Here is a 22,594-nt window from a genome sequence, read left to right on the forward strand (position 1 = left end):
TGAATGATGCCCCGCCTGCGTACCGCCAGGTGGGCTGCGTGGGTGGGTGATTGGCGGTCTGCTCCTGGCCGCTGTGGTGCGGCGGTGGGCTCGCCCTTCCCCCGGCGAGCCCGCCGCTCACCGTCTCTGATGGAGGTACCGGCATGACGGTGTATGTCTCGCGTAGCGCGATGGCCGAGCGATCCCGGCTCCCTGAGCCTGCCTCAGGGTTCTTGCCGAAGCAGGTGGGGCCATTGGTGGAGCCGACCCGCTTCTACCCGAGGGCCGGGCCGCTGATGACCCTTGGACAGCGCACCCTCTACCGGGTGCCGGGGCGGCCCCGATGAGCGGCATCCTCGTCCACGCCATCACCGCCGCCGCCACGGCCACGGCCAACTCGATCGCCCTCCTGCACCGGGTGCCCGACGGCCGCCCGCACGCCAGGGTTTGCATCTCCTGCACCTCACCCGGGAACTGCGAGGAGAACGAATGGGCCGAGAGCTACCTGGCCCAGGTCGTCGCAGACGCCGCCGCCCGACAGCCGGCGTCATGACCGGCGCTGGCCTGTCACTGCAGCAGTCGACCGCGCGGGTGGTCCTGCTGGCTCGCATTGTGGCCACCTGTCACTGGCCGAATGCCCGCGGTCGGTGCCCACGTTGCGGCGTGGCCAACTGCCTGCCACTGCGCATCGCCCGAGACGTGCTGCGACGGCGGTCCTGGCCGCCAGCGCCCGTCCTGGCGGGAGATTCTCGGTGAGGCGACTGGAGATCGGCTATAGCTGCTGGGGGTTCCTCGGCCCCGGCGTCGTTGACACCCCCGACGGCTCGCGCTCGTACCGGGCCCCTCTGATAGACGCGCTGGAAATTGCAGGTCATCTCGTGACGCTGCTTCAGGCCAACCGGGACCTGGACGAGGCCGGTCTCGATCTGCGCGACGCGTACGACTTCAACAGCGGCCTGCCCGGCCTCGACGTCGTGATGTTCGAGTGGCGGTGGTCCCTGCCCGGCCCCAACACCACGGCCTGCGGCAGCCCCGGTCACCACTGTGACCTGCACCGACAGACCGAGCTGATCGAGCACTACACCCTCGCCGGCGTACCCACCATCATCTGGGACCTGGACCGACGGCTGCCCGCCGACGATCCGCTGCGGACGCTGCGCAACGTGCGGGTGTGCGAGTTCGCCACCCGGCCCACATCGGGCGCGACCACCACTTTGTGCCCGATGCCCGACTCCTGGCCGAGGCGGCCGACGCCTACGAGCTGGCGCAGCTTCACCGACCCACGTCGCTGGTGTACGTCGGGAACCAGTACGACCGCGATGAGCACTTCGACCGGTACTTCGCCGGCCCGGCCGCGCAGGTGGGCCACCGCGTCGCGGGGAAGTGGACTCGCACCCGGGCGTGGCCGCACGTCAACTTCACCGGCCGGTGCGCGTTCACCGAGGTCGACCGGATCCACCGCGGGGCCCTGGCCACCGTGATGCTGCTGCCCGCCCGGTACGCCGCCGTCGGCCACATCACGCAGCGGCTGTTCGAGGCGGTCCTCGCCGGCTGCGTGCCGCTCATGCCCTTCGACGTCGTTGACGGGCACCGCTTCGTCCCCGACGAGCTCATCGTCGTCGACGGCAGAGACGTCGTCGAGCGGGTCGAGTACCTCCAGCGCATCGCCGGGACCGTCACCCACGCCGGCCTGATCTACCAGTGCCTGCGCTACCTCGACCAGATGCGGCTGTCCCGCCAGGCAGCCGTCTTCCAGCAGGTCATGACCGACCTGATGTCCACCCCCGAGTGAGGGAGACGCCCATGGTCTTCGGACCCGAGTTCGGCAGCTTCCAGCCGGCGTACCTGGCCGTGCTGCGGGAGATCGCCACCAGGCACCGTTTCGACACCTGCGGGCGAGGTAAGGACGCCCTGGAGATCATCAACACCAGCTTCACGATCACGGACCCCGTCGATCGGATCGTCTACCTCGCCGCCCGCAAGGCCAACGTCGTGTTCAACCACGCCGAGGCCCTGTGGTACCTGACCGGCCGCGACGACGTCGACATGATCTCCTACTACGCGCCGCAGCTGCGGAATCTGTCCGCCGACGGCGCCCGGCTCACCGGCACCGCCTACGGGCCCCGCCTGTTCCGGCCCGGCCAGCCCGACGCGTGCAGCCAGTTCCAGCGGGTGGAGCGGCTGTTCGGCGACGACCCGGACACCAAGCGCGCCGCGATGGTGATCATGCGCCCCGACGAGCTGGTCGACCCCGTCAACCCGGACGTGGCCTGCACCCTCGGCCTGCAATTCCTCCTGCGCAACCGGCAGCTGCACATGTCGGTCTACATGCGCGGCAACGACGCCGTCATCGGCCTGCTGGGCGACACGTTCGCGTTCACCTTCATCCAGGAGTTCACCGCCCGCCGCCTCGGCGTCGGCGTCGGCACGTACGCCCACCACGTCGGCTCGATGCACATCAACAAGCTGGACGTGGACAAGGTCGACGCCATGCTGGCCGAGGCGACCGGACCGCTGCCGAACCGCCGCTTCCCGGTCGACCAGATGCCTGCCACGAGCTGGGAGACCATCCGGGAGGTCGCCGCATGGGAGCAGGTGCTGCGCGACGACCGCGACCAGCTCACCCCCGGCCGGCTGACCACCGTGCGCGTCGACCCGTACTGGCGGCGGATGCTGGCGCTTTTCGAGTGCTACCGGCAGATCGTGCACGACCCCGGCAAGCCCGTCAGCCGGGACATCCTCGCCGAACTGCACCCCGGGCACTGGTGTCTGGTGGCCAACCGGTGGCCCGAGCGGGTGCCCGCTTTCCCCGGGAGCCGGGCATGACCGACGACACCGCCGTCGACTGGTCCCGCTGGACCGTCATCCTGCTCAAGCCCGACTGCGTCCGCCGCGGCCTCGTCAGCGAGGTCCTGCAATGGATGCGCGGACTCGTGACCATTCTCGACTCCCACACGGTGATCCCCACCGAAGACCAGGTGTTCGCCCACTACGCCGACATGCTGCCCCTGTCCGAGCAGCTCGGCCGCGACGTGCCCGCCGAGCTGCGGCGCATCTTCATCGGCAACCGGGTCGTCGTCGCCCTCGGCTACGGCGAGAACGCCGCCGAGCGGGTACGCGCCGTCGTCGGCGTGACCGACCCGGCCAGCGCCCCCAGCACCACCGTCCGGGGCCGCTACGCCAAGGACACCCTCGACAAGGCGGTGGCCGAGGGCCGCCTGGTCGACAACCTCATCCACACGTCCGACCACAGCGGCGTGGTCGAACGGGACTTCGGCATCTGGTACGGACCCCAGCGCACGCACCTGCTGCGCCCACCCGCCGCCTGAGGAGGCGCCCGATGACCCAGGTCCCCGTCCAGATCAGTTCTGGCCCCCGCCAGCTGAACCTCATGCCGGCCGCTGAGCAGGCCGGCCTCGACCCCTACATGCAGCTGATGGTCGGCTACCGCAAGTCCGGGCTGTCGCTCAACCACATCGTCGGCTGCCCGCTCGACTGCGGGTACTGCGTCCGCCACTTCTGGGGCAACTTCGACGACAAGACCCCGACCCTGCTGGTTCCCACGCAGGAGGCCATCGAGCTGCTGATCGGGCACGAAGCGTTCCGGCCCCACGTCACCCCGATCCAGCTGTTCAACAAGGCCACCGACCCGTTCCTGCCGGGCGTGAAGCCTCACCTGTTCCAGGTTCTACGGGCCCTCGACGAACGCGGGTACACCAACCAGATCCTCATCATCACCAGGTTCAAGGTCACCGGCCAGGACATGGAGATCCTGGAGTCGCTGCGCCACCTGAAGGTGACCCTGCTTTTCACCTACTCCGGCATCCGAGACGACCGGGTCGAGCCGATCACGAAGAGCGCCATCACGATCAACTCGATCTACACCGCGGTCGCCCACAAGAAGCGCACCGGCGTGGTGCTGTACTGGCGGCCCATCGTCCCCGGCTGGAACACCGCCCCCGAAACCATCGACCACGTCCTAGAGGTCGCCGGCGACGTCGACGCCGCCGTGTTCACCGGCTACTACCACAAGCCCGAGAACGCCGCCTACCTGCGCCAGCTCGGCGTAGACGTGCCGTACGGCGACGACTACGCCCGCCGCAAGACCCTCCCGCGCGAGATCGACGAGCTCATCGTTGGCGCGTGGAAGGCCTCCGGGATCACGACCCCGCTGTTCCGCAAGACCAGCTGCGGCGTCTCCTACACCCACGGCGTGGCCGACTACAACGGCCACTGGGGCGTCAACGACCTGTGCAACATCTGCCCCGCCAAACAGAAGCAGCTCTGCATCGACGACTACCGCGACCCCACCGAGCAGGAGGTCAAGGACGTACTCGACATTCTCGGGTACGAAAGCCCCGTCCTTGTCGAGCCTGGCCACGTATGGACCCACGGCCTCGGCGAGCAGAAGCGGTACGCCGTCCAACACCACCTGCGCCACCAAATCTGGGAAGCCAACCAGCCGCACTTCCCCGGCGCGCACGGCCGCCAGCTCTCGGCCACGAGGTCGATCCGCGCCAGGCAGAAAGGTTCGCCGCGGTACGGGCGGAACTCGTCGAAGCCGTGAAGTATGGAGACGACGACTAACCCACCACGGGGGAGAAGCATGAGCGGCAGCCCGAGCGACCCCTGGACCACCGCCAGCCTGGTCGTCATCGACCTGGAAGGCACCGGCGCCCAGGACCGCGACGACGAAGCAATCCTCGAGATCGCGCTCGTCCCGCTCGTCGCCGGGCTGCCCGACATGCCCACCAGCTACACCACCCTGATCAACCCCGGCCGGCCAATCGCGGCCCGCCCGTGGCTCTCACCCGGGCTCACCGACACCACGCTGCGCCGCGCCCCTGCCCTCGCCGACATCGAGCGGCACCTCGTCGACCGGATCAACGGCCGCTACCTCGTCGGCCACAACGTCTCCGTTGACTGGCGGCTCCTGCACCGCCAGCTCCCGGCGCTCCGGCCGGCCGGCCTCATCGACACTCTGCGCCTCGCGAGGGCGCTGACGATGGGCCGCTCCCGCGCTTTGACCGCGCTCATCCACGAGCTGGGACTCACTGGCCGCGTCAATGCGGCCGCACTCGGCTCGCAGCCACACCGCGCGCTGTGGGACACCATCGCGACGGCGCTACTGCTGCCCGCGCTAGTCACCCGCCGGTGGCCCACCGCGGCCACGCTCGGAGAACTGCTCGCCGAAGCTGCTCTCCCCCTTAACCCCGAGAAGCAGCCCACCGCCACAGCACCTCAGCTGGCCCTTTTCTGAACCCTGCGCCAGGCGCCCGCCCCGCTGCTCGGACTGACCGCATTGGGCGAGTCGGCGATCGGCGCCGCGTCCGCCTGGTTCCTCCCGCTGAGCTGGACGCTGGCCGCAGTGGTGCTACCTCTTGTCGGACTCGGTGCCCGGCAGATCGCCACGTGGCAGCCCAAGCCCGGGGCAAGGGTCAAACGGCGTTGAACGCGCTCGCCATCACCTCCGGCGATCGTTTCTCCGCTGAGACCTATTTCTGTGTGACCGCTTTCGGCGCGAGCCCGAGGTGCGGGAGGTCATCGAGGGCATGCTTCACCAGCCGTCGCGGGACGCCGCTCGTGCCCTTGCGGAATTGCTGGATCGCGAGGCGCGACGCGACCCGGCGTTCGGCGCAGAGTTCCAGGCCCGATGGGAGCGGACCGAAGTGGTCGTCCCGGCCGCTCCTGGCGGCGTGGCGAATCCATCTCCGGCAATGTCAGCGGACCTGTAGTGCAGGCGCGTGACGTCCACGGGCGTATCTCGTTCGGAGGCGATAGGTGATCCTGGCTGGACCTTCGCTGTGGGATGGTTCAGTACTGGACGCTTCAGCATGCACATGCCGCGCCTTGAGTGACCTACGCCTCGTTGGGTTCGGCGGCTCTGGGCGGTTTGGGGGTGGCGCGGAGGAACTCCGAGTCCCACTCGGCAAGCACCATCGCGACGAAGTGATCGATGACGGGCTCGATGGCTTCGGGCGGCAGGTCGAGGTCGAGCCGTGCGATCAGCGTGTCGTACAAGTCGCGCAGGCGCGCCTCGCGTTCCACCGAGGCCTCGTCTGGCCTGGTGCGGGACAGATAGGCGCGCACGTCCCGGGATTGCCTCAGCGTGCGTGCGACGTCGGCGACGTTGAGCTTTCGGGCCATTCCTTTACCAATAGTGGCCAGCAGGGGCGGCAGCACGCGCCCGGCGTGCCCTTCGGCATACCGCAGGAACAGGTCGGTCGGTGCCGTGACCTGGTTCGCGACGGCCCCAGCCAGCAGACCGACGCAGGCGTCGGTAAGTCGGACCGGCGCGCGGCGAACCCAGGAGTTCGCGGGTCGGGTGATGCGGAGTCGCTCGTGCGTGACGTGCCGCAGCAGTGACGAACTGGTGGCATGGGTGAAGTACTGCGATGCTGGCCGGTACGCCTGGTCGTACAGGTGAATAGCCAGGGTGGCGCTGGTCTTGGCGTCGATCTGTGCAGCCATGGAGCGCACGTCGGGGAGCTTCTCCGGCTCGCCGAGGGCACGTACGGCCTGCCTGATCAACGTGTCGGGGATCAACCCGGTGCTCGACAAAAAGGTCAGCATCGCTGACGCGGTCTTCATCTCCGAGGTGCGGAGCTTGCCGGCGGCGGTGGGGTTGTGCAGGCACCAGAGACCGAGAATGCACGTCTCCATCGAGGCGCGCGCCAACAGCGCCGCAGCCTCCCGCTGGCGGGTCCGTACTGCGCGGCGCGTTTCGCGTTGCAGCCACAGCAACCGCAGCAGCGCCAATTGCGCGAAGTCCAACCCAGTCGCGGCCGTCTCGTCCTGCGGCCAGGGGGTGCTGGTAGCGAGGTCGCGGGCGCGGCGCCGGACGCGGGCGCGGCGCAGCAAGTCGGGATACGGCAACACACCACGAAGGACCACTCGGGCGATCAGCAGCACGACGGTCGTCACAGCCGACAGCATCGCAGGTCCATGATGCTCCGACCTCGCGATTTTGCCGGAGTCGGCCCATTTCGTCGTACCGTCGTACCGGGCCGGCAAGATTTGGTTGTGCCGATCCGCCAGAGGCAAGGAGCGATTGGACCACTGCTCCTGTCACTGCTGGGGGCAACCCTGTGCCCACACCGCGCGCACGAGAAGCTTTGGATCTTGGCCACACTGCCCGTGACCCGGTCGCCCATCGAGTTGTGTCCTTCGTACGCCGGCAGCGTCCGGCGATCATGTTCGATGGCCCCGTGTACTTTGCCGCGCTACGGCCAGGTGACAGAAATCTGACGCGGCGCTCAGGGCGGCGCGTACGCCAAGTTATCGATAGTGTCACTCGCGGCATCGAGCCGGAGTCATGCTGCCGCAGCGGAGCATCTTGGGGGATTGATGGCACCGAGCAGACGTTCCGCAGTCCTGATCGGAGTCGACCAGTGTGGCGGTGACGTCCAGTTACCTCCGCTTCGGCATGCCGAGAGCGATGCTCTTGCGCTGCGGGACGTGCTGTTGGACCGGGAGATCGGCACCTTCGACGACGGCGCGGTAGAGATGTGGCGTAGCGGCGATCCGTCACCTCCTAGCGACGTTCACAGCCGCCGGAAACCAAGCGGCGCTCGCGCTCGCGTACACCCTTTGCCAACGTTTCCGGCTAGCGGCTTGCGAAATCTACCGCCTCTACTGAACCAACTGGGTCTTTGGGGTCGGTCCGCTGTTCCGGTGGGCCGCCTGCCTGCGCAAGGACGCCCCGATACGCTCGACGATCGACCGAGCAGCGGCCGACGGACTGGCTGTGCCTCTCTTCGGCTCAATCACCAGACAACGTGACCGCCGTGGCGGACCTCCGGTCACCCGATCGGGTGATTCGAGAGTGGATCGCGGCAACCCGTGCAGCGAATCGTGGCTTCCGAGCACATCTACTCCTGACAGCGGATCGCGAGGAGGAAGACGGTGCCGACAACGAGTGAGGATGGCGCCGATGACGTCGTTTCTGACGAAACCGCGCCACGACTCGACTACGAGGACTTCTTCCGCCAGCACCATAACCGCCTGTTCGACCACGCTCGCCGGATCGCGGACAACCGCCAGCAGGGTGAGGACGCTGCCCAAGAAGCCTTGATCGAGGCATACAAGCGGTGGTCCACGGTATCGGTTATGGATCAGCCGGTGGGTTGGGTCATCCGGGTCATCACGCACACGCTGTATCGGCTGCGCAAGGAAGGACGGCGACTTCCCACGGCACCGCTGACCAACGAGCGGCAGGCAGTGTCGGACCCCTCCGAGGCTGTGGCCCAGTACCTCGACTTCGAGGACGCTGTGGCTCACCTTCCACCGCGCCAGCGTCAGATCATCGAACTCTGGTGGAAGTCAGACATGGGAACGAAGGAGATTGCCGCAGCGCTCAACATCAGGGAATCCAGCGTCCGCACCAACCTCGCCCGTGCCCGTGGCCGGCTTAAGGTACTGCGGGGGAATGACACCAGTGAGTGACGACGACCTCAGCGTGCGGCGCTGGATGAAGCTGCTGGAAACCCAGCATCGGTACCGCCCGCCGCGTGCGGAGATGGAGCTGTTCGACCAGGCAGAGCAGGCACTGGAGGAAGGGCGGCACGCGGAGCGCCGCGGAGACCTCGACGAGGCCGTAAGGCACCTGAGGGTTGCGGCTCGGGAGGGTGTCGGAGACTCCTTGCTCCTGCTTGCCGGCGTGCTGGTCCGCGCGAAGCGATACGCCGAGGCGCTGAATTGGTGCCAGGTTGCCGAGGAGGAAGGATTCGACGAGGCCGTGGACCTGGCGGCCCGCTGTCGGACCGCGCTGGGCATTCCGTTTCCCGTCCGGGCAGACAAGCCAGCTCCCCCCGGGCTGGCGTCCGTACCGGCCACGCCCGCACCGAAGCAGGGGAAAATTCCGGGACGCGGCATCGGTTCCACGCCCAGTGCTGACCTGGGGCTGACCCGGCGGCTCAAGGCCCTCGCCTGCACCGTCCCACTTCACGAGTTGGATCACCACAAGGCCAAGTTGGAGCGAATCGACGCCTCGGTCTACCAGATGGCCGAGATTGCGATGCACATCATCGACCAGGTCACCATCGCCATGGACTTCGACACCGGAGTGGCCCACGAAACCGTCGAGGAGCGGGTCACGCCATTCGTGGCAATCCAGGCACCTGATCGAGGATCCGACGAGCACCGGCGCGTGGCCCGATGGGTCCTCGAGAAGCTGATCAACGTCGGCACGGTCGACCGCGTCTTCCGACACGTCTACGGCGAGATCAACGCCGACGGCGACTACCAGCGGCACACCTTCGACTTCAAGCTAGTACGCGAGGTGCCCGGGCTCCACGGCGAAATCTATCTTCGCGCGACCGACGAGGCGATCAACGTGCTCGTCGGCGCACTCGATACCGACGTCGAATCCGCGCAGGTGGCGGCCGAAGTGAAGCTAGACAATCTGATCAACCGCGGCCAACTCGCGGACGCGAGGGTGGCCGCCGAGCAGGCCCGTTACCGAACTGTCCAGTACGGAGAAATGCTTCGCCAGAAGCTCGACGCCACCCGCCGCAACGTGCGCGTAGTGGACTGGGAGCACGAGCTGCCCGACATGCTCGACCGGGCGCTCGACCACATCGAGAAGCGGTTCAATGTCGAGCACGCCATCCTGCGCAACATCACTGAGGCGCGCGACGAGTCGGACGACCCGGATCACAAACGCCGGGCCGCGGAACTCGTCGACATCGTCACGGACTGCATACGGAGGCACACCCAGCTCCAGAGCCGTCTCCAGTCTGCACGAGGGGTGTTCCGCGAGGAGCAGGACCGTCAGCAGTTCTCCGGTCCGCCGCAGCGGGCGGCGCTCGACCTGCACGGCCAGCTCCTCAGGCCCATGCTCGGCCTGTCCGTCTCGGACGCGGTGGCCCCGCTTGAGCGGTTCTTCCGCGCCGCCTCCGGCGTGCACAGCCCGGACACGCCCGCGCTGCCGTCCCTGGTATCCATGTTGCTGCGTCCCGTCGTCGACCGCGACCCGACGGCGGGCCCTGTGGTCGTCCCCCGGGTCGACCCGGTGCCAGACGACCGGAGGTTCACCGACGAGCATCGGCGCAGGGCGGAGGCCTTGCTGAGCCTCAGCGACGAGGTTCGCTACCTCAGCTCGCTGTTGCGCGAGGCCGCAGACTTCGACGACGACCTGCCGGCGCTGATCGCGCTGCGCGCCGCCCACGCGTACAGCCCGGGGATCGGCGCGGCGGCCCTGCACGGCCATCGCCGGATACTGCTCGCCGTTCCGGCCGGCCATCTCATCGACTCATCGCTCGCCGGAGTGACCGGCGACGACCTGCTGCTCACCACCGCCGACGTGGTGGAGGCACCGACCGATGATCCCATCGCCGTACCGAAGGAGTCCGCGTGAACCAGCCCGACGTCACCGACACCGAGCAGGCGGCTCGGCTAGTCGGCCTGGGACTGCGGGGCAAGCAGGTGCCCGACCGCGATATGACCTACCGCGGCCTGGTGCACCGCTACCAGCAGGACGAGGTCTTCGCGGCCTCGGTGGACGCGATAGCCGACGGGCTCGGGCTGACCGTGCTCGATGTCACTAAGCGCAGCGGTATCGTGCTGGCGGCCCAGCCCGGCTCGGCGTTCGAGATCAAGATGGACGAGTACGCGCGCCAGGCGAAGCTCCGCGAAAGACGTGACACCGAGAAAGTGCTCCACGGCATCGCCCACCTCGCCGTCGCGGCGCTGAGCTTCCCACGGCCGGACGACCTGGCCAACGACCAGTACGTGGGTCGTGTCTCAGTCGAGTCCGTGGACCTGGTGGTGCGGGAGACCTGCCGCCTGCTGGACGAGCGGGCCAACCGCGACTCCGCCAACGCCGACCCCTCGGCCGACGAACCGGAGTTGGAACGCGCGTGGCGCGCCTACCTGCGGCGCCCCGAGGTGGCGGCCACGAAGGACAGTAGGCGCAACAGTGACAGCACACGCGGCATGGTGAGCCGTGCGCTCCGGTGGCTCGCCGACCGCGGGCTTCTGCAAGCCGTCGGTGAGGAGGCCGACGAGGTCTTCCGCACCACCAGCCGCTACCAGATCCACGTCCGCCAGCTCGCGTCGCAGGCCGCGTTCCGCGAGCTGCTCGACCTGGGTGTGGTGCCTCCGCCGAGTGGTAGCGGCCTGAACGTCACCGCGGTTCCCCGAGAAGATCTGAAGCGAGGAATCGATGTATGAGCTTTCCAAAGTACGGCTGTACTCCGTCGGCCCTCCCGGCGCCCGCTACGAGGACGTCACCATCGACCTGTCCGGCGCGGGAGAGCCCGTACCCGAGCAGCAGTTGATGCTCGGCCAGCCGGAGCTGCGGCGGCCGTCGCCCGCCTCGATCCTGTTCCTGGAGAACGGCGGCGGGAAGTCGGTGCTGATCAAGCTAATCTTCTCGGTCATGCTGCCCGGACGCCGTCAGGTGGTCGGTACGTCGAACACGAAGGTGCTGGAAAATTTCGTGGGCCGCCACGACGTCGCCCACGTCGTACTGGAATGGATGCATACCCGAACCGGCCGCCTGCTGCTCACCGGCAAGGTCTCGGATTGGCGCGGCCCGCAGTCCGGCGATGACAACCTCGTCGACCTGTGGTACAGCCTGCGTCCCAATGACACCGTGAGCATCGCGACGCTCCCGTTCGCCGACGACGGTCACAATCTCGTTGCCACCGAGTTCCGCTCCCGGCTCGACGACCTCGCCGACGACGACCCCGCCCTCGAACTGGAGTGGGCGGACAAGCACGGGAAGTGGTCCGCGTGGCTCGGCAAGCTCGGGCTGGACTCCGAGCTGTTCCGCTACCAGCGCGCCATGAACGCCGGGGAGGGCGAGGCGGCCGACGCATTCACGTTCACTACCGACGAGGCGTTCGTCGACTTCTTACTCAAGGCGGTGCTGCCGGCCGGGGAACTCGCCGATTTCGCCGACTCGATTGCTGGACACGCGAGCAAGCTTGCCACGCGCAACGACCTGGAGTTGGAGCGCTCGTTCGTGGAGGGGGCCATCGAGCGCCTCGAACCACTGGAAGGGCAGCGGTCCCTCACCGAGCGGGCCGCCGCCGAGGCCGCCGAAGCGTCGTTAGACCTCGACCGGTTCGTCGCGCGGCTGGACGCCCGGGTCGCTCATGAGGCCAAGCTGCTGGAGCAGCGCGAGGAGCACATCGGGGAACTGGCCGGCGCCGTCTCGGACGCCGAACGTGCCCTCCGCGGCGCGGAGGACCTCCACGCCGCGCTGATGCATCACACCGCGACTCTACGGCTGGACGCCGCTCATGGGGCCGAGCGGGCCGCGAGCGAGGAGAAGGCACGCGCCGAGCGTGTCGTCGGGGGATGGGCGGCGACGCGCACGCTCATGGACATGGAAAAGGCGGCCGGACGCGCCGCCGCGCTGCGGGAGGTGGTGGGACAGCGGCACGACGCCGCCCGGGTGGCGTTGTCCGCCCGCAACGCGAGGTCGCGCGAACTGGCGCGCGCCCTGCTGGTTACCGTGGACGAGGCCCACGGCGAGGCGGAGCGGGAGGACGCCGAGCTGGAGAGGTTGCGCAGCGCGACGGAGGCCACCGACCGGTCATGGCGTGCCGCGATCGAGGAAACCGCCCAGGCCAATGCCCGGGCCGCGCAGCTCGAGGAGCGCGTGGTCGGCGTGGACGCCGAGATCGCACAGGCCATCCGAGCGAAAGTGATCACGTCGGCGGCCACTCTCGCCCAGGACGCGGTGTCGCTGGCCGAGAGCGTCCGGGCCGAGGCGGCCGCTCTCGCCGAAAGCGAGCAGTCTCTGGAGGGACGACAGGCCGAGGTGGAGCAGGCCCGGACGGAGTTGGCCTCGGCGCGTGAGGCCCGGATAGCCGCCCATGGCCACGACAACGCCGCGCGGGCCGCACTGGAGCATGCGCAGGCCGTTGCCGCGGCGCTCGCCCGGGAGCCACGTCTGGCTGAACTGCTCGACACCGACGACGTCCTGCTGGAGTACGACGCCGAGACGCTGCTCGACCAGCTCGCGCAATCCCATGCCGACATCGACGCGCAGCGCACCGCCCTGCGGGTGGCGAACGTGGGTGACGAACCCACCTTGTTGATATGGGAAGCCGATCCTGAAGCGCTGCTGCCGCCCCACGACGAGGTCACTCGGATCCGGGACCTGCTGGAGTCAGAGGGAATTGCTTGCGGGACCGGGTGGGACTACCTGGCCGACCGCACCGACGAGTCGATCCGGGCCGAGCTCGTCGGGCGACTGCCGCACCTGGCCGGTGGCGTCCTGGTCAACAAGCCCGAGCACCTGACCCGTGCTCAAGAGGTGATCGCCGCGCATGGTTACCGGCCGACGGGTACCGTCGTCGTCGCCACCTCCCAGTCGTTGGACGTCGTGGTGGACTCACGGTTCGACCTCTCGATTCCCTCGTCGGCGGGGTTCGTCGCCCCGCCCAGGGCTGGGCTGTTCGACCGTACGGCTGCACACGCGGAGTACACGCGGATCGCCGAGGAGCACGCGATTCGAAAGGCTCGGCTGCGCGAACTGGATGCCGCCTACGGCGCGGACCGGGCGCTCTCGGCCAGGCTTGAAGAGTGGTGCCGCGAGTACCCGCCCCGCGCCCTGGCCGACCTCGCAGAGGCGGCCGCCTCGGCCGAGGCCGCTCTGCGGGAAGCGGTCACCCACGTGGACAACCGCGAGCGGGTGCTCGGCGACGCGGTCACGGCGCAGGACAGCCTAAAGAGTCTGCTCGTGGACATGCGCCGAGCATTCGACGCGCTCAAGGAGCGATCCCGCGGGCTCACCGAACTCGCGTCGCGCGGACGCGAGGCAGAAATCTGGCGGCGCGAAGCGACACAGGCTCGAATCGAGGCCAGAGCCGGGGAGGAACGGGCCGCACGGCTTGCCGCTGACCTCGACCGGCTACGCGACAACATCGAGGCCAGCCAACGCAGAGCCGACGACCATCGCACACTAGCGGTGAGAACGCGCGAGGAGATCGACAATCTCCCGGAGGGAACCACGGTCGACCGTCATGACCCGCTCCCCACACAGCCCGTCGCCGTGCTTCGGGACGTGCTGCGCGAGGCGCAGCGCGTCTACGACAAGGCAGAGGTCGGTGATGACCAGCTTAAGGAACTGAAACAGGCTGAGGGCACGGCGCGCGAGACGCTGCAGCGCTGGGAGGAGGTACCTGTCGACGTACGGAACATCACTCGACTCCTGCTCGCCTCCACGAACGGGGCCGATGTCGCGTCGAGAGCCGCCGCTGTGGCCCAGGCCGACAGGCGTCTCGAGGCCGCCAGCCAGGAGCACGAGCGAGCCCTTCGCGAGAGGGCAACGCTCGAAGAGCGTCTGGGGCAACTCCGGAAACCGTCGGTCATGCTTGCTCAGTCGACCCGTCCGAGGGACGTCGCGCACGGCACACGGCTGATTGCCGAAGCTGCCGAGACCGTCGCGGAGGCGGAAAAAACCTACAAGATCCGGGCCGACGAACTCGGCAGAGTTCGCACGGAAGTGCAGCAGGCGAGGGCCCTCGTCGATTCGCTCAGGACCATCGCCGACCTGCACCGTGGGGTGCAGGACGCTCAATGCCCGTCGAGTGACTCCGAAGCCGAGCCGTTCCAGGGAGACGGCGCGTCCGCCAGCAGTCGGTATCGCGAACTGCACCGTATCGCGGTCACGAAGCAGAAGGCGGCCGCGGACGGCGAGCGAGCGCTGCAGAAACTGGCGGAGGGACTCCACCAGTTCGCGGCGGAGGCCAGGTTCGTGAGCCTCAGCATTCCGATCCGCATCCTGATCGCCGAGGTGACCATCTCGGCGTTGGCAGGTTACGCCGCTGAGTGGATTCGGCAACTGCGACCGCGCCTCCGGTCGCTTTCTGACGACCTGGCACAGGTCGATCGGCACCGCACCATCATCCTCGAACGGCTCACGGCAATCGTGGACGGCGCACTGCGCCGGCTGCGCATGGCGCAACGGCTGTCGAAGCTTCCTGACGGGCTCGGTGACTGGACCGGACTCGAGTTCTTGCGCATCGGCTGCTCACCCGTCGCCGGAGATCTGCTCGCCCACCAACTGGGCACGGTCCTCGACGACGCTGTGGAGCGCTACGCGGCGACCGAGAAGTGCGACGGACTCGGCGTCGTGCTGCGTGCTGTCCGGGCTGCCGTACCCAGAGGCTTCAAGGTTACGATGCTCAAGCCGGACGCCGTGCTACGTGCCGAACGAGTCCGGATCTCCGACGTGCGTGACGTGTTCTCCGGCGGACAGCACCTCACCGCCGCGATCATCCTCTACTGCACGTTGGCCGCGCTGCGCGCGAACGACCTGGGGAAGACCCGTCGCCACCACTCCGGCGTGCTGTTCCTGGACAATCCCATCGGCCGCGCATCCGCCACCTACCTGCTCGATCTCCAACGTGGGGTGGCGGCCGCCCTCGGCGTTCAGCTCGTCTACACCACGGGCCTCTACGAGGAGGAGGCATTAGGTGGCTTTCCGTTGATCGTCCGGCTGCGCAACGACGCGGATCTGCGGGCCGGACGCAAGTATCTTTCCGTGAACGAACGGATCGCGCCGCATCTGGAGGCGCTCGCGTCGTCCAACGGCACCGGCGTCGTCACCCCCACGAGAATCCTCATCCCGAAGCGGCGTCGTGGCGAAGCGCACTGACCGGCTCGCGGAAGCCCTATACGACAAGCTCAGTGAATGGGCCATCGCAAAGCGGTGGCGCGGCACCACGTTCAAGGAGGTCCCCATCGACGAAGTGCGCCGGTGCTTCCATGCGGTCTACCAGCGCAGAGAGAGCGACGACGCCGCCACGGCGATGCTCCGCGCGAGCCTGTCCGTCCTGGCCGAACGGGCGCAGATCGTGCCGGTGCAGGCCACTGACTCCGAGAGGATAGCGCTGCCCCAGAAGATCAAGCTCGTGCCCGTAGCGTCAAAGACCCCGAGGACCGTGCCGCCGATGCCGCGATGGCATCCGCAGATGTACGACCTGGAGGACGCCTGGCAGACGGCCACGGACAAGCAGCGCGTCCGGTACGAGGCGATCAACCGTTGGCTACTGAGCAATCCCGACACGACCCCGGTCCCGCTGCGGGAACGTGCTCTAGAAATCTTCAGCGCCTCCGGTGATGAGGAGAATTTCCCATCGCCCGAGAAGGCGCTGGACGGCATGCGCGACGGGCCCCTCTTCGGTGACCAGGAGAGGCTTCTTCGACTGTTGCATGCCGTCGCGACCCCACCCCCCCTGCTGAGCAAACGCGTACTGACGGAGGTGTCGGCGAACCACTGGACCCACGTCGGCGACGGTGACCTGCTGCTCGTGGTGGAGAACAGCGCGACCTGGTGGTCGATCGTGAGGGCCCTGCCCGCACGGCATAACGTGGGACACATCGCCTGGGGTCTGGGGGCGAGCTTCATGGCGTCCGTCCGGTCGATCGCCGACAACCACGAAATCCGCCGGATCCGCTACTTCGGCGACGTGGACCTCTCCGGATTGCGCATCCCGGACTCCGCGCAGCGTACGGCGTGCGCCGCCGGCCTGCCACAGGTGCGCCCTGCGGTGCGGCTCTACGCGGAACTCTTCGCGACGGGTCGAAGCTGGCGGGCCGGTGACAACGCCGTGGACCAGGGCCGCGCCCGAGCGTTGGTCGGCTGGCTTCCCGAGGAACACCATGACGCAGCCGCCCGGCTGTTGGTCGAGGGACGCCGTATCGCCCAGGAATGGGTCGGATATCGGCACCTCGTCCGCACCCGGACGTGGCACCGCGACCTCCTCTGACAGCGAGAATGTAGGAGCGGGTGACCCGGACGGTATGACTCACCCTTTGCCTGACCGTAGATGTTTTCAAGGGGATTCGTCGGCTTGTCCGGACGGGGGCCTGCGGTCCGCCCATCGAGGACCCTCATCCGCATCTCGCCGGGGCCTGCCTTCGCGGTGACGAGCCCACAGCAGGTCAGCGAGCTTCGCGGTACCCGGGCGCCAGGTTCCGTGCGGTCAGCTTCGGAGTAGCGTCGTCTGGCCTCTGAACCGAAGCTTTAATCGCCTACCTGGCAGGCATGATCAAAATTTTGGGTCGTCGTGTAAACCCTATGGGCCACGCATCGATCGCCCCACTGATTCGAACTCCCACGGCAGCAGTGACGCCAGCCGACCTGTGAAGGGCTTACCGATCTCTACCCACCGGTCCAACTCCGCGGACCCGGATCGAAGGCCCCACCGACCGGTCCGGTGCTGACACCATAGACACTCTTATGTACGTCGGTGCTCGGTCTGCTCCATTTGGAGCCGCAAAGCGGTGCCGCGAGTAAGGGGGGGCGGTCCGTCTGCCCGCTGCGGCCGCCTGACGTTGAGCTCGCTCTCGAGGCCGGCTCGCGGACGAACGGTTTCCTAACCCGACGCTCCGCCGGTCTCCACAGGCCGATGACCTGCGGCTTTCTATCTTCTGCCGTTGCGTGCCGGTCGCTCCGCGGGCTCGCTGCGATCGCTTGCTGAAGATCAGCTGGAACGTTGTGGGTCCTGCGTGTACATGCTTGGCGCTGCCGCGAGTCGGGAGCCGAGTCATCCTTACTCGTCGTCGAGCAGTTCACGGCGCCATTCGGCGAATCGGCTCCGGAGACTGTCCAGCGCTCGGCCAGTGACGCCGTACTGGGCGAAGTCGTCAGGGTCGAGCAGGGCGGCTTGTCCGAGGGCGTCGGCGAAGATGCGCGGGTCGAAGCCACGGTCGGCGCGCTTGGCGAGGGTGAGGAGGGCTTCGCGGTGTAGCGGCCGGATCGGAGGGTGGCGTCGATGTCGATGAAGTCGCGGGCGAACGCTCGGCCGTAGAGGGCGCTCATCTTGTTCGCGACCGCGTCGTCGGGGTGGAGTACCGGGCCGATCGCCATGAGGATCGGTTCGTTGGCGCGCCAGTCCACGCCGAGTTCGACCTTGGAGATCCGCACACCGTCGGTGACGGCCAGCCGGGCGAAGGTGTCGTACTGGCGCTCGGCCTCGACGGTCAGGCCGTCGTCTCGGTAGGCGTGCACGACGGCGGTGACCGCGGCGGTGAACTCGTTGCGGCGGTCCCAGGCGGTGAACAGGTCGACGTCCTCACTGGGCCGCTCGACGAGCCCGGCGGCCTGAACCGCGTAACCGCCGGCCAGCGCGAAGCCGTATCGGTCGGCGGCCGCGAGCCCGGTACGGGCGAGGCGTTCGTGGAAGGGGTCCACCGCTATGCCGCGTTGCTGCGGGTGGCGGTGAGTTCGGGAAAGGCTTCCTCCCAGCGCTGGCGGAGCTGGGGTGGCAGCCAGAGGGTGGGCCAGAGCCGCCGGAGGAGGTCAGCATTGAGCCAGGTGTTCAGATCCTCGACCGTACTGGCTTCGCTGAGTACCACCTTGTACATGCTGCCCAGGCGTGCGGTCCTGTTCAGGTCGTACTCGGCGTGCCCGGACCAGTCGAGATGACGCGGAAGCGTCACCGTGCCTTCGGTCGGGCCGTGCAGTTCGGCAAGGGTTTCGGCCACCACGTAGGGCCTCCGGTCACCGTAGGGCCGGTAGTCCGCCGGCGGCTGGGGTGATGTCCTGCGCCGGCTGAGGTTGGTCGCCCGTCGGACTTCCGGTCGTAGCGCCTGACGGATCGTCTCCCGGCTGTACCCGGTGACCCGCTGCAGATCCACCGGCCGCCATCCGGCCGCATGAAACGCCCGCAGCTGCTCGTCCCGCTCGGTCAACGCCTCCGCCCGCGTCGCCTCGTACCTGGAAACAACCGCGGGGAGCTGTGGTCCACAAGCGTGGAAGCCATTGACAGCTTCGTTGTACACCAGCGCGCCGAGGCCGAACGCGCTGCTCTCGCGGACGGCGACCTGGATGGCTTCGAGATTGGCGAGCACTTGAAGTCACCACGTGCCAGCTTTGCCCTGGTATGTCTGTGTCGGCGGCGGTAGCTGGCTCGACCGTGTACCGAGGCCGCCCGAACCGAGCAGCTCCGTGTCACTGGGACCTCAGACCACCGGCGCTCATCCGCGTAACAACGGCAGGAGTTGGTCGCCTTGGCGCTCGACCTCCGGCAGGTAGGGCGTGTCGGAGAGCACGAAGTGGGTGATGCCGAGCTCTTCGTACTTGCGCAGTGACCTCGCCACATCCTCGGCCGAGCCGACCAGCCAGGTGGTGCCCGCTCCGCCGGCCCCGAACCTCCCGGGAGTGGTGTAGAGGTTGTCGTCGAGCACCTCTCCGCGTGCGGCGAGATCGAGCAGCCGCCGCTGACCGACGGCGGCCTGCCAGTTCGGGTTGCGCACGATGGTGCCCGTGCCGTTCGCCATCTGTGCGACCTTGGCTTCGGCGTCGGCCCAGGCCTGTTCGGTGGTGTCCCGCACCAGCGTGGTGACACGCAGCCCGAACTCCAGCGGGGCATGCTCGCGTCCAAGCTTCGCGCTGAGCTGCTTGAGTCGCTCGATTCGCTCGGCCACGCCGTCGAGTGGCTCGCCCCAGAAGAGCTGGACGTCGGCCTCGGTGGCGGCCACCTTCTCGGCGGCGGGGGAGGCGCCGCCGAAGTAGAGCCGCGGGTTCTTGCGCTCGCCGCGCACGACCGGTCGGGGCGCCACCGTGGAGTTGGTGACACTGAAGTGCTCGCCCTGGTAGGTGACGTTCTCCTCGGTCCACAGCTTGCGCACGAGCCGGATGAACTCCTTGGTGCGGGCGTAGCGGTCGGCTTGGTCGCCGTCGCCGTCGCCGTCGCCGTAAGCCGCCAGGTTGTCCTTGCCCGACACGATGTTGATCAGCACTCGCCCCCCGGTGAGATGGTCCAGCGTGGCGGCGGCGGCGGCGAAGTTCGCCGGGCGCCAGTAGCCGGGCCGGATCGCGATCAGCGGTTGAAAGGTGGTCGTCCGGGCTGCCAATGCGGTGGCGACCGTGAAGGTGTCGGGCCGTCCCCAGCCGGTCCCGATGAGCGCGCCGCCCCACCCGTGCTTCTCGAGCGCCTGTGCGTGGCTGGTGAGCGTGTCGAGGCTGTTGTGGTTTTCGACGACGTCGTCGCCGCGGTGACCGGGCTCGACCTGGTTCGGGATGTACCAGAGGAACTCGAGGCTCATCAGTGGGTCTTCCTGCTCTTTCGATGACGTGGCGGAAATGGACGTTGCTTGCGGGGGAACTTCCGGCGCAGGACTGCGTGATCTCGCTCTGGAAAGGCTCGGAGCCCGCCGGGGCGAAGCGGCGACGGGCCGCCCCGCGCCGGCGAGCCGGTTCAGCCGAACAGCCGTGGTGCGTTGCGGACGGTGTGCGCAGCGACGTCGCGGCCGAGCCGGACGCCGACCTCGTCCGCGGTACGGGTATGGATCCCCGACCACACCCGGGCGTCGATGTTCTCCTTCGTGGGGCGCCGCCAGTCGCGGTAGGTGCGGGTGGTGCCGGGCTGGCTGGGGCTGGTGATGGTGTACGGTTCCCGGGCTTGCGCCCCCAGCAGGGCGGTGAGCACCTGCTCGGCGGCACCGGAGTAGGTGTTGTGCCCGCTCGGGTAGTCCGGGTGCGCGGGCGTCGTGTGCAGCGGCGTCCATTCCGGGTCACCGTCGGCGATGGCGCGGATGGCGGTGACCGGTCGCCAGCGTAGGTAGGCGTACTTGGCGTCGGAGGTTGCGATCTGAGTGTCGACGAGCGCGACGTGGAAGATGGCCACGAGGCTCGCCCGCCAGGCGACCGGCCGGGTGGACTGGGCGAGCGCGGCGCGCAGGATACCGGTATAGAGGGTCAGCGAGGAGCCGAGCCAGAACGTCGCCGTGTCGGTCTGCTGCGGTGTGCGCACCACGCTGTCGGCCGCGCCGTACGCACGGACCTCGGCAAGGTCCGCGCGGTAGCGCTCCGAGTCCAGCGCGGGCGGTGGACCGGGCCGGTACCGGTCCGCGCGGTCGAGCAGGAACGGCGTGGCGAACCGGGTTCCCGCCTGCTGGGCGGAGGCGAAGCTCGGCGGGGTGGGTTGCCAGACGCCTGGTCCCGGTTGGGGGTTGGGATACGCCGGGTTGACGGAGGCGGGATCGAGCCGGTCGCCGGCTCGCTCGGCGAGGAGCGAACGCGCTTCAGTCTGACCCGCGGCCACGCCGCGCTCCTTGGCGTGGCCGTCGGGAATCCGGTCCAGCGTGGTCCGCAGTGCCGCGTCGAGCGTGGGCGCACCTTCGGGTATCAGAGTGCTCAGCGCGGTGTGGACGGCAGACGCGAGCGCGGCGTCCTGGTAGTGGCGCACGCCCCCGGTGGGCGCGGTGCGGAGGGCGCGGGCGGCGGCGAGCCAGCTGATCGCCCACGCGCGGCTGTTGGTGACCTGCGGCCGGGTGCCGGTCGCGATGGTGGCCGCGGTCGCGTCGTACCACACGAGAGTGGTGTCGACCGAGACGGTGGCGGCGGCTGCCGGTGCGGCGGCGGGAATGCCGGCGACCAGCGCGGCGGCGGCGATCCCGGCCACGCCACGGCGCCAGCCGCGAAGTGTCAGCAGGGTCATGATGCGGTCGCTCCTTGGGCGGGTGAAGGGCGGAATAGCGGGGTGTTGAGGGACCCGCGGTGTCGGGCGTCAACAGTCGCCGGACACCCGCTCGTGGCCCACGAGACGCCGCCGCGTCAGCCGGCGGCCTCGGGTCACTGAGCCCCTCCGGTGGCGTGTGGCGATGTCCCGCCGCGACGGCGGCGCGTCAGGTCGGCCAGCGACGGGGGTTGGTAGCCGGCGTCGGCGGGGTTCAGGGTGGTGCCGGGCGGGACGATGGCGTCGATGCGGTCGAGCACGTCGCGGGACAGCGTCACCTTGGTGGCCCCGAGCTGCGACTCCAGGTGTGCCAGGGTGCGTGGTCCGATGATCGCCGACGTGACGGCCGGGTGTTCCAGGACGAACGCGATCGCCAGGTGGATGAGCGACAGCCCGGCCTCGTCGGCGAGGGCGGCCAGCTTGTCGACGGCGGTCAGCTTGGCGGCGTTGGCCGGCACGGTCGGGTCGAACCGGGCCGGGAACCGGTCGGCCCGGCGGGAGATCGGGGCGTCGAGCCCGGCGTGGTAGCGCCCGGACAGCCAGCCGCCGGCCAGTGGGCTCCACGGGATCACCGCCAGCCCGTACCGCTGGGCCACGGGCAGCACCTCGCGCTCGGCCCCGCGGGCCAGGATCGAGTACGGCGGCTGCTCGCTGACCACCCGTTCCCGCCCGCGCCGTTGCGCGATCCACTGGCCCTCCACGATCGCCGACGGCTCGAAGGTGGAGGTGCCGATGTAGCGGACCTTGCCCTGGCGCACCAGGTCGGTTAGCGCGCCGAGGGTCTCGTCGAAGTCGGTGTCCGGCTCCGGCCGGTGCGTCTGGTACAGGTCGATCCAGTCGGTGCGCAGCCGGCGCAGGCTGTTCTCCACCGCCCGGATGATCCATCGGCGGGAGTTGCCGCGGTGCTGCGGGTTGTCGCCGACCTGGCCGTGGAACTTGGTGGCGAGGAAGACGTCGTCCCGCCGCCCGCCGGCGAGGGCCTTGCCGACTATCTCCTCTGACTCGCCGCCGGAGTAGACGTCGGCGGTGTCGATGGCGTTGATGCCCTCGTCGAGCGCCCGGTGAATGATCCGGATGCCGTCCTCGTGGTCCGGATTGCCTCGTTGCCCGAAGTTCATCGCGCCCAGAGTCAGGGAGCTGATGCGTACGCCGGTGCGACCGAAGGGTCGGTAGTCGACCATCGTTCTCCG

General features: G+C 68.7%; 15 protein-coding genes and 2 pseudogenes. 11 read left to right on the forward strand and 6 right to left on the reverse strand.

The genetic code is table 11. The annotated features are described in order from the left end of the window. The first annotated feature begins 322 nt into the window (after nt 1-322). The 6 genes and pseudogenes from V6U89_RS16990 (at nt 323) to V6U89_RS17015 (ending at nt 5,239) form a co-directional block, all read left to right on the forward strand. On the forward strand, nt 323-532 hold the full coding sequence (locus V6U89_RS16990) for a hypothetical protein (RefSeq protein ID WP_334572173.1): 210 nt from the start codon (nt 323-325) through the stop codon (nt 530-532). Between the two features lie 208 nt (nt 533-740). Continuing rightward, nucleotides 741-1,771: pseudogene (locus tag V6U89_RS16995) on the forward strand (hypothetical protein). Between the two features lie 11 nt (nt 1,772-1,782). Then, nucleotides 1,783-2,805 carry a thymidylate synthase gene (locus V6U89_RS17000; RefSeq protein ID WP_334572174.1) on the forward strand — a complete coding sequence of 341 codons (1,023 nt, stop codon included), beginning with the start codon at nt 1,783-1,785 and terminating at the stop codon, nt 2,803-2,805. Next, nucleotides 2,802-3,308, forward strand: coding sequence for a nucleoside-diphosphate kinase (locus tag V6U89_RS17005; RefSeq protein ID WP_334572175.1), 507 nt, complete (start codon nt 2,802-2,804; stop codon nt 3,306-3,308). The genes V6U89_RS17000 and V6U89_RS17005 overlap by 4 nt, the downstream gene beginning before the upstream one ends. Nucleotides 3,309-3,319: 11 nt before the next feature. Beyond that, entirely contained in the window at nt 3,320-4,546 is a 1,227-nt protein-coding gene (locus tag V6U89_RS17010; protein ID WP_334572176.1) for a hypothetical protein, read from the forward strand. Between the two features lie 39 nt (nt 4,547-4,585). Continuing rightward, nucleotides 4,586-5,239 carry a 3'-5' exonuclease gene (locus tag V6U89_RS17015; RefSeq protein WP_334572177.1) on the forward strand — a complete coding sequence of 218 codons (654 nt, stop codon included), beginning with the start codon at nt 4,586-4,588 and terminating at the stop codon, nt 5,237-5,239. A 599-nt stretch (nt 5,240-5,838) separates the two neighbouring features. Here the strand turns inward: V6U89_RS17015 and V6U89_RS17020 are convergent. After that, on the reverse strand, nt 5,839-6,903 hold the full coding sequence (locus tag V6U89_RS17020) for a hypothetical protein (RefSeq protein ID WP_334572178.1): 1,065 nt from the start codon (nt 6,901-6,903) through the stop codon (nt 5,839-5,841). Nucleotides 6,904-7,884: 981 nt separating this feature from the next. Here V6U89_RS17020 and V6U89_RS17025 point away from each other — a divergent pair. Genes V6U89_RS17025 through V6U89_RS17045 form a run of 5 tightly spaced genes read left to right on the forward strand, consistent with a single transcriptional unit; the run spans nt 7,885 to nt 16,709 of the window. Next, nucleotides 7,885-8,424, forward strand: a complete 540-nt coding sequence (locus V6U89_RS17025; RefSeq protein WP_334572179.1) for an RNA polymerase sigma factor — start codon at nt 7,885-7,887, stop codon at nt 8,422-8,424. Further along, entirely contained in the window at nt 8,417-10,336 is a 1,920-nt protein-coding gene (locus V6U89_RS17030; protein WP_334572181.1) for a hypothetical protein, read from the forward strand. The genes V6U89_RS17025 and V6U89_RS17030 overlap by 8 nt, the downstream gene beginning before the upstream one ends. Next, nucleotides 10,333-11,151 (forward strand): hypothetical protein, encoded by an 819-nt coding sequence (locus V6U89_RS17035; protein ID WP_334572182.1) that lies wholly within the window; start codon nt 10,333-10,335, stop codon nt 11,149-11,151. The genes V6U89_RS17030 and V6U89_RS17035 overlap by 4 nt, the downstream gene beginning before the upstream one ends. Then, complete coding sequence (locus tag V6U89_RS17040; RefSeq protein ID WP_334572183.1) at nt 11,144-15,595, forward strand: hypothetical protein; 4,452 nt, start codon at nt 11,144-11,146, stop codon at nt 15,593-15,595. The genes V6U89_RS17035 and V6U89_RS17040 overlap by 8 nt, the downstream gene beginning before the upstream one ends. Continuing rightward, the gene (locus V6U89_RS17045) at nt 15,579-16,709 is read left to right on the forward strand and encodes a Wadjet anti-phage system protein JetD domain-containing protein (RefSeq protein WP_334572185.1); all 1,131 of its coding nucleotides are present in this window, start codon (nt 15,579-15,581) and stop codon (nt 16,707-16,709) included. Before V6U89_RS17040 ends, V6U89_RS17045 begins: the two co-directional genes overlap by 17 nt. Before the next feature lie 786 nt (nt 16,710-17,495). On the opposite strand, the pseudogene V6U89_RS17050 reads toward V6U89_RS17045, so the two are convergent. The 5 genes and pseudogenes from V6U89_RS17050 to V6U89_RS17070 all read right to left on the reverse strand — a co-directional run bounded on the left by V6U89_RS17050 (nt 17,496) and on the right by V6U89_RS17070 (nt 22,585). Next, nucleotides 17,496-18,136: pseudogene (locus tag V6U89_RS17050) on the reverse strand (nucleotidyl transferase AbiEii/AbiGii toxin family protein). Nucleotides 18,137-18,138: 2 nt separating this feature from the next. Then, entirely contained in the window at nt 18,139-18,636 is a 498-nt protein-coding gene (locus tag V6U89_RS17055) for a hypothetical protein (RefSeq protein ID WP_334572226.1), read from the reverse strand. 285 nt (nt 18,637-18,921) lie between these two features. After that, on the reverse strand, nt 18,922-19,992 hold the full coding sequence (locus tag V6U89_RS17060; RefSeq protein WP_334572186.1) for an LLM class flavin-dependent oxidoreductase: 1,071 nt from the start codon (nt 19,990-19,992) through the stop codon (nt 18,922-18,924). Between the two features lie 152 nt (nt 19,993-20,144). Further along, nucleotides 20,145-21,386 (reverse strand): vanadium-dependent haloperoxidase, encoded by a 1,242-nt coding sequence (locus V6U89_RS17065; RefSeq protein ID WP_334572188.1) that lies wholly within the window; start codon nt 21,384-21,386, stop codon nt 20,145-20,147. 134 nt (nt 21,387-21,520) lie between these two features. Next, nucleotides 21,521-22,585: an aldo/keto reductase gene (locus V6U89_RS17070; protein ID WP_334572191.1), complete on the reverse strand. Its 1,065-nt coding sequence runs from the start codon at nt 22,583-22,585 to the stop codon at nt 21,521-21,523. Nucleotides 22,586-22,594: the final 9 nt, after the last annotated feature.

Source organism: Micromonospora sp. CPCC 206171, assembly GCF_036906755.1.
In the GTDB taxonomy this organism is placed as follows: domain Bacteria; phylum Actinomycetota; class Actinomycetes; order Mycobacteriales; family Micromonosporaceae; genus Micromonospora; species Micromonospora purpureochromogenes.

Coding starts and splice junctions, on each gene's coding strand:
- V6U89_RS16990 (WP_334572173.1), top strand. CDS start 323: ATGAGCGGCATCCTCGTCCACGCCATCACCGCCGCCGCCACGGCCACG.
- V6U89_RS17000 (WP_334572174.1), top strand. CDS start 1,783: ATGGTCTTCGGACCCGAGTTCGGCAGCTTCCAGCCGGCGTACCTGGCC.
- V6U89_RS17005 (WP_334572175.1), top strand. CDS start 2,802: ATGACCGACGACACCGCCGTCGACTGGTCCCGCTGGACCGTCATCCTG.
- V6U89_RS17010 (WP_334572176.1), top strand. CDS start 3,320: ATGACCCAGGTCCCCGTCCAGATCAGTTCTGGCCCCCGCCAGCTGAAC.
- V6U89_RS17015 (WP_334572177.1), top strand. CDS start 4,586: ATGAGCGGCAGCCCGAGCGACCCCTGGACCACCGCCAGCCTGGTCGTC.
- V6U89_RS17040 (WP_334572183.1), top strand. CDS start 11,144: ATGTATGAGCTTTCCAAAGTACGGCTGTACTCCGTCGGCCCTCCCGGC.
- V6U89_RS17060 (WP_334572186.1), bottom strand. CDS start 19,992: ATGAGCCTCGAGTTCCTCTGGTACATCCCGAACCAGGTCGAGCCCGGT.
- V6U89_RS17065 (WP_334572188.1), bottom strand. CDS start 21,386: ATGACCCTGCTGACACTTCGCGGCTGGCGCCGTGGCGTGGCCGGGATC.
- V6U89_RS17070 (WP_334572191.1), bottom strand. CDS start 22,585: ATGGTCGACTACCGACCCTTCGGTCGCACCGGCGTACGCATCAGCTCC.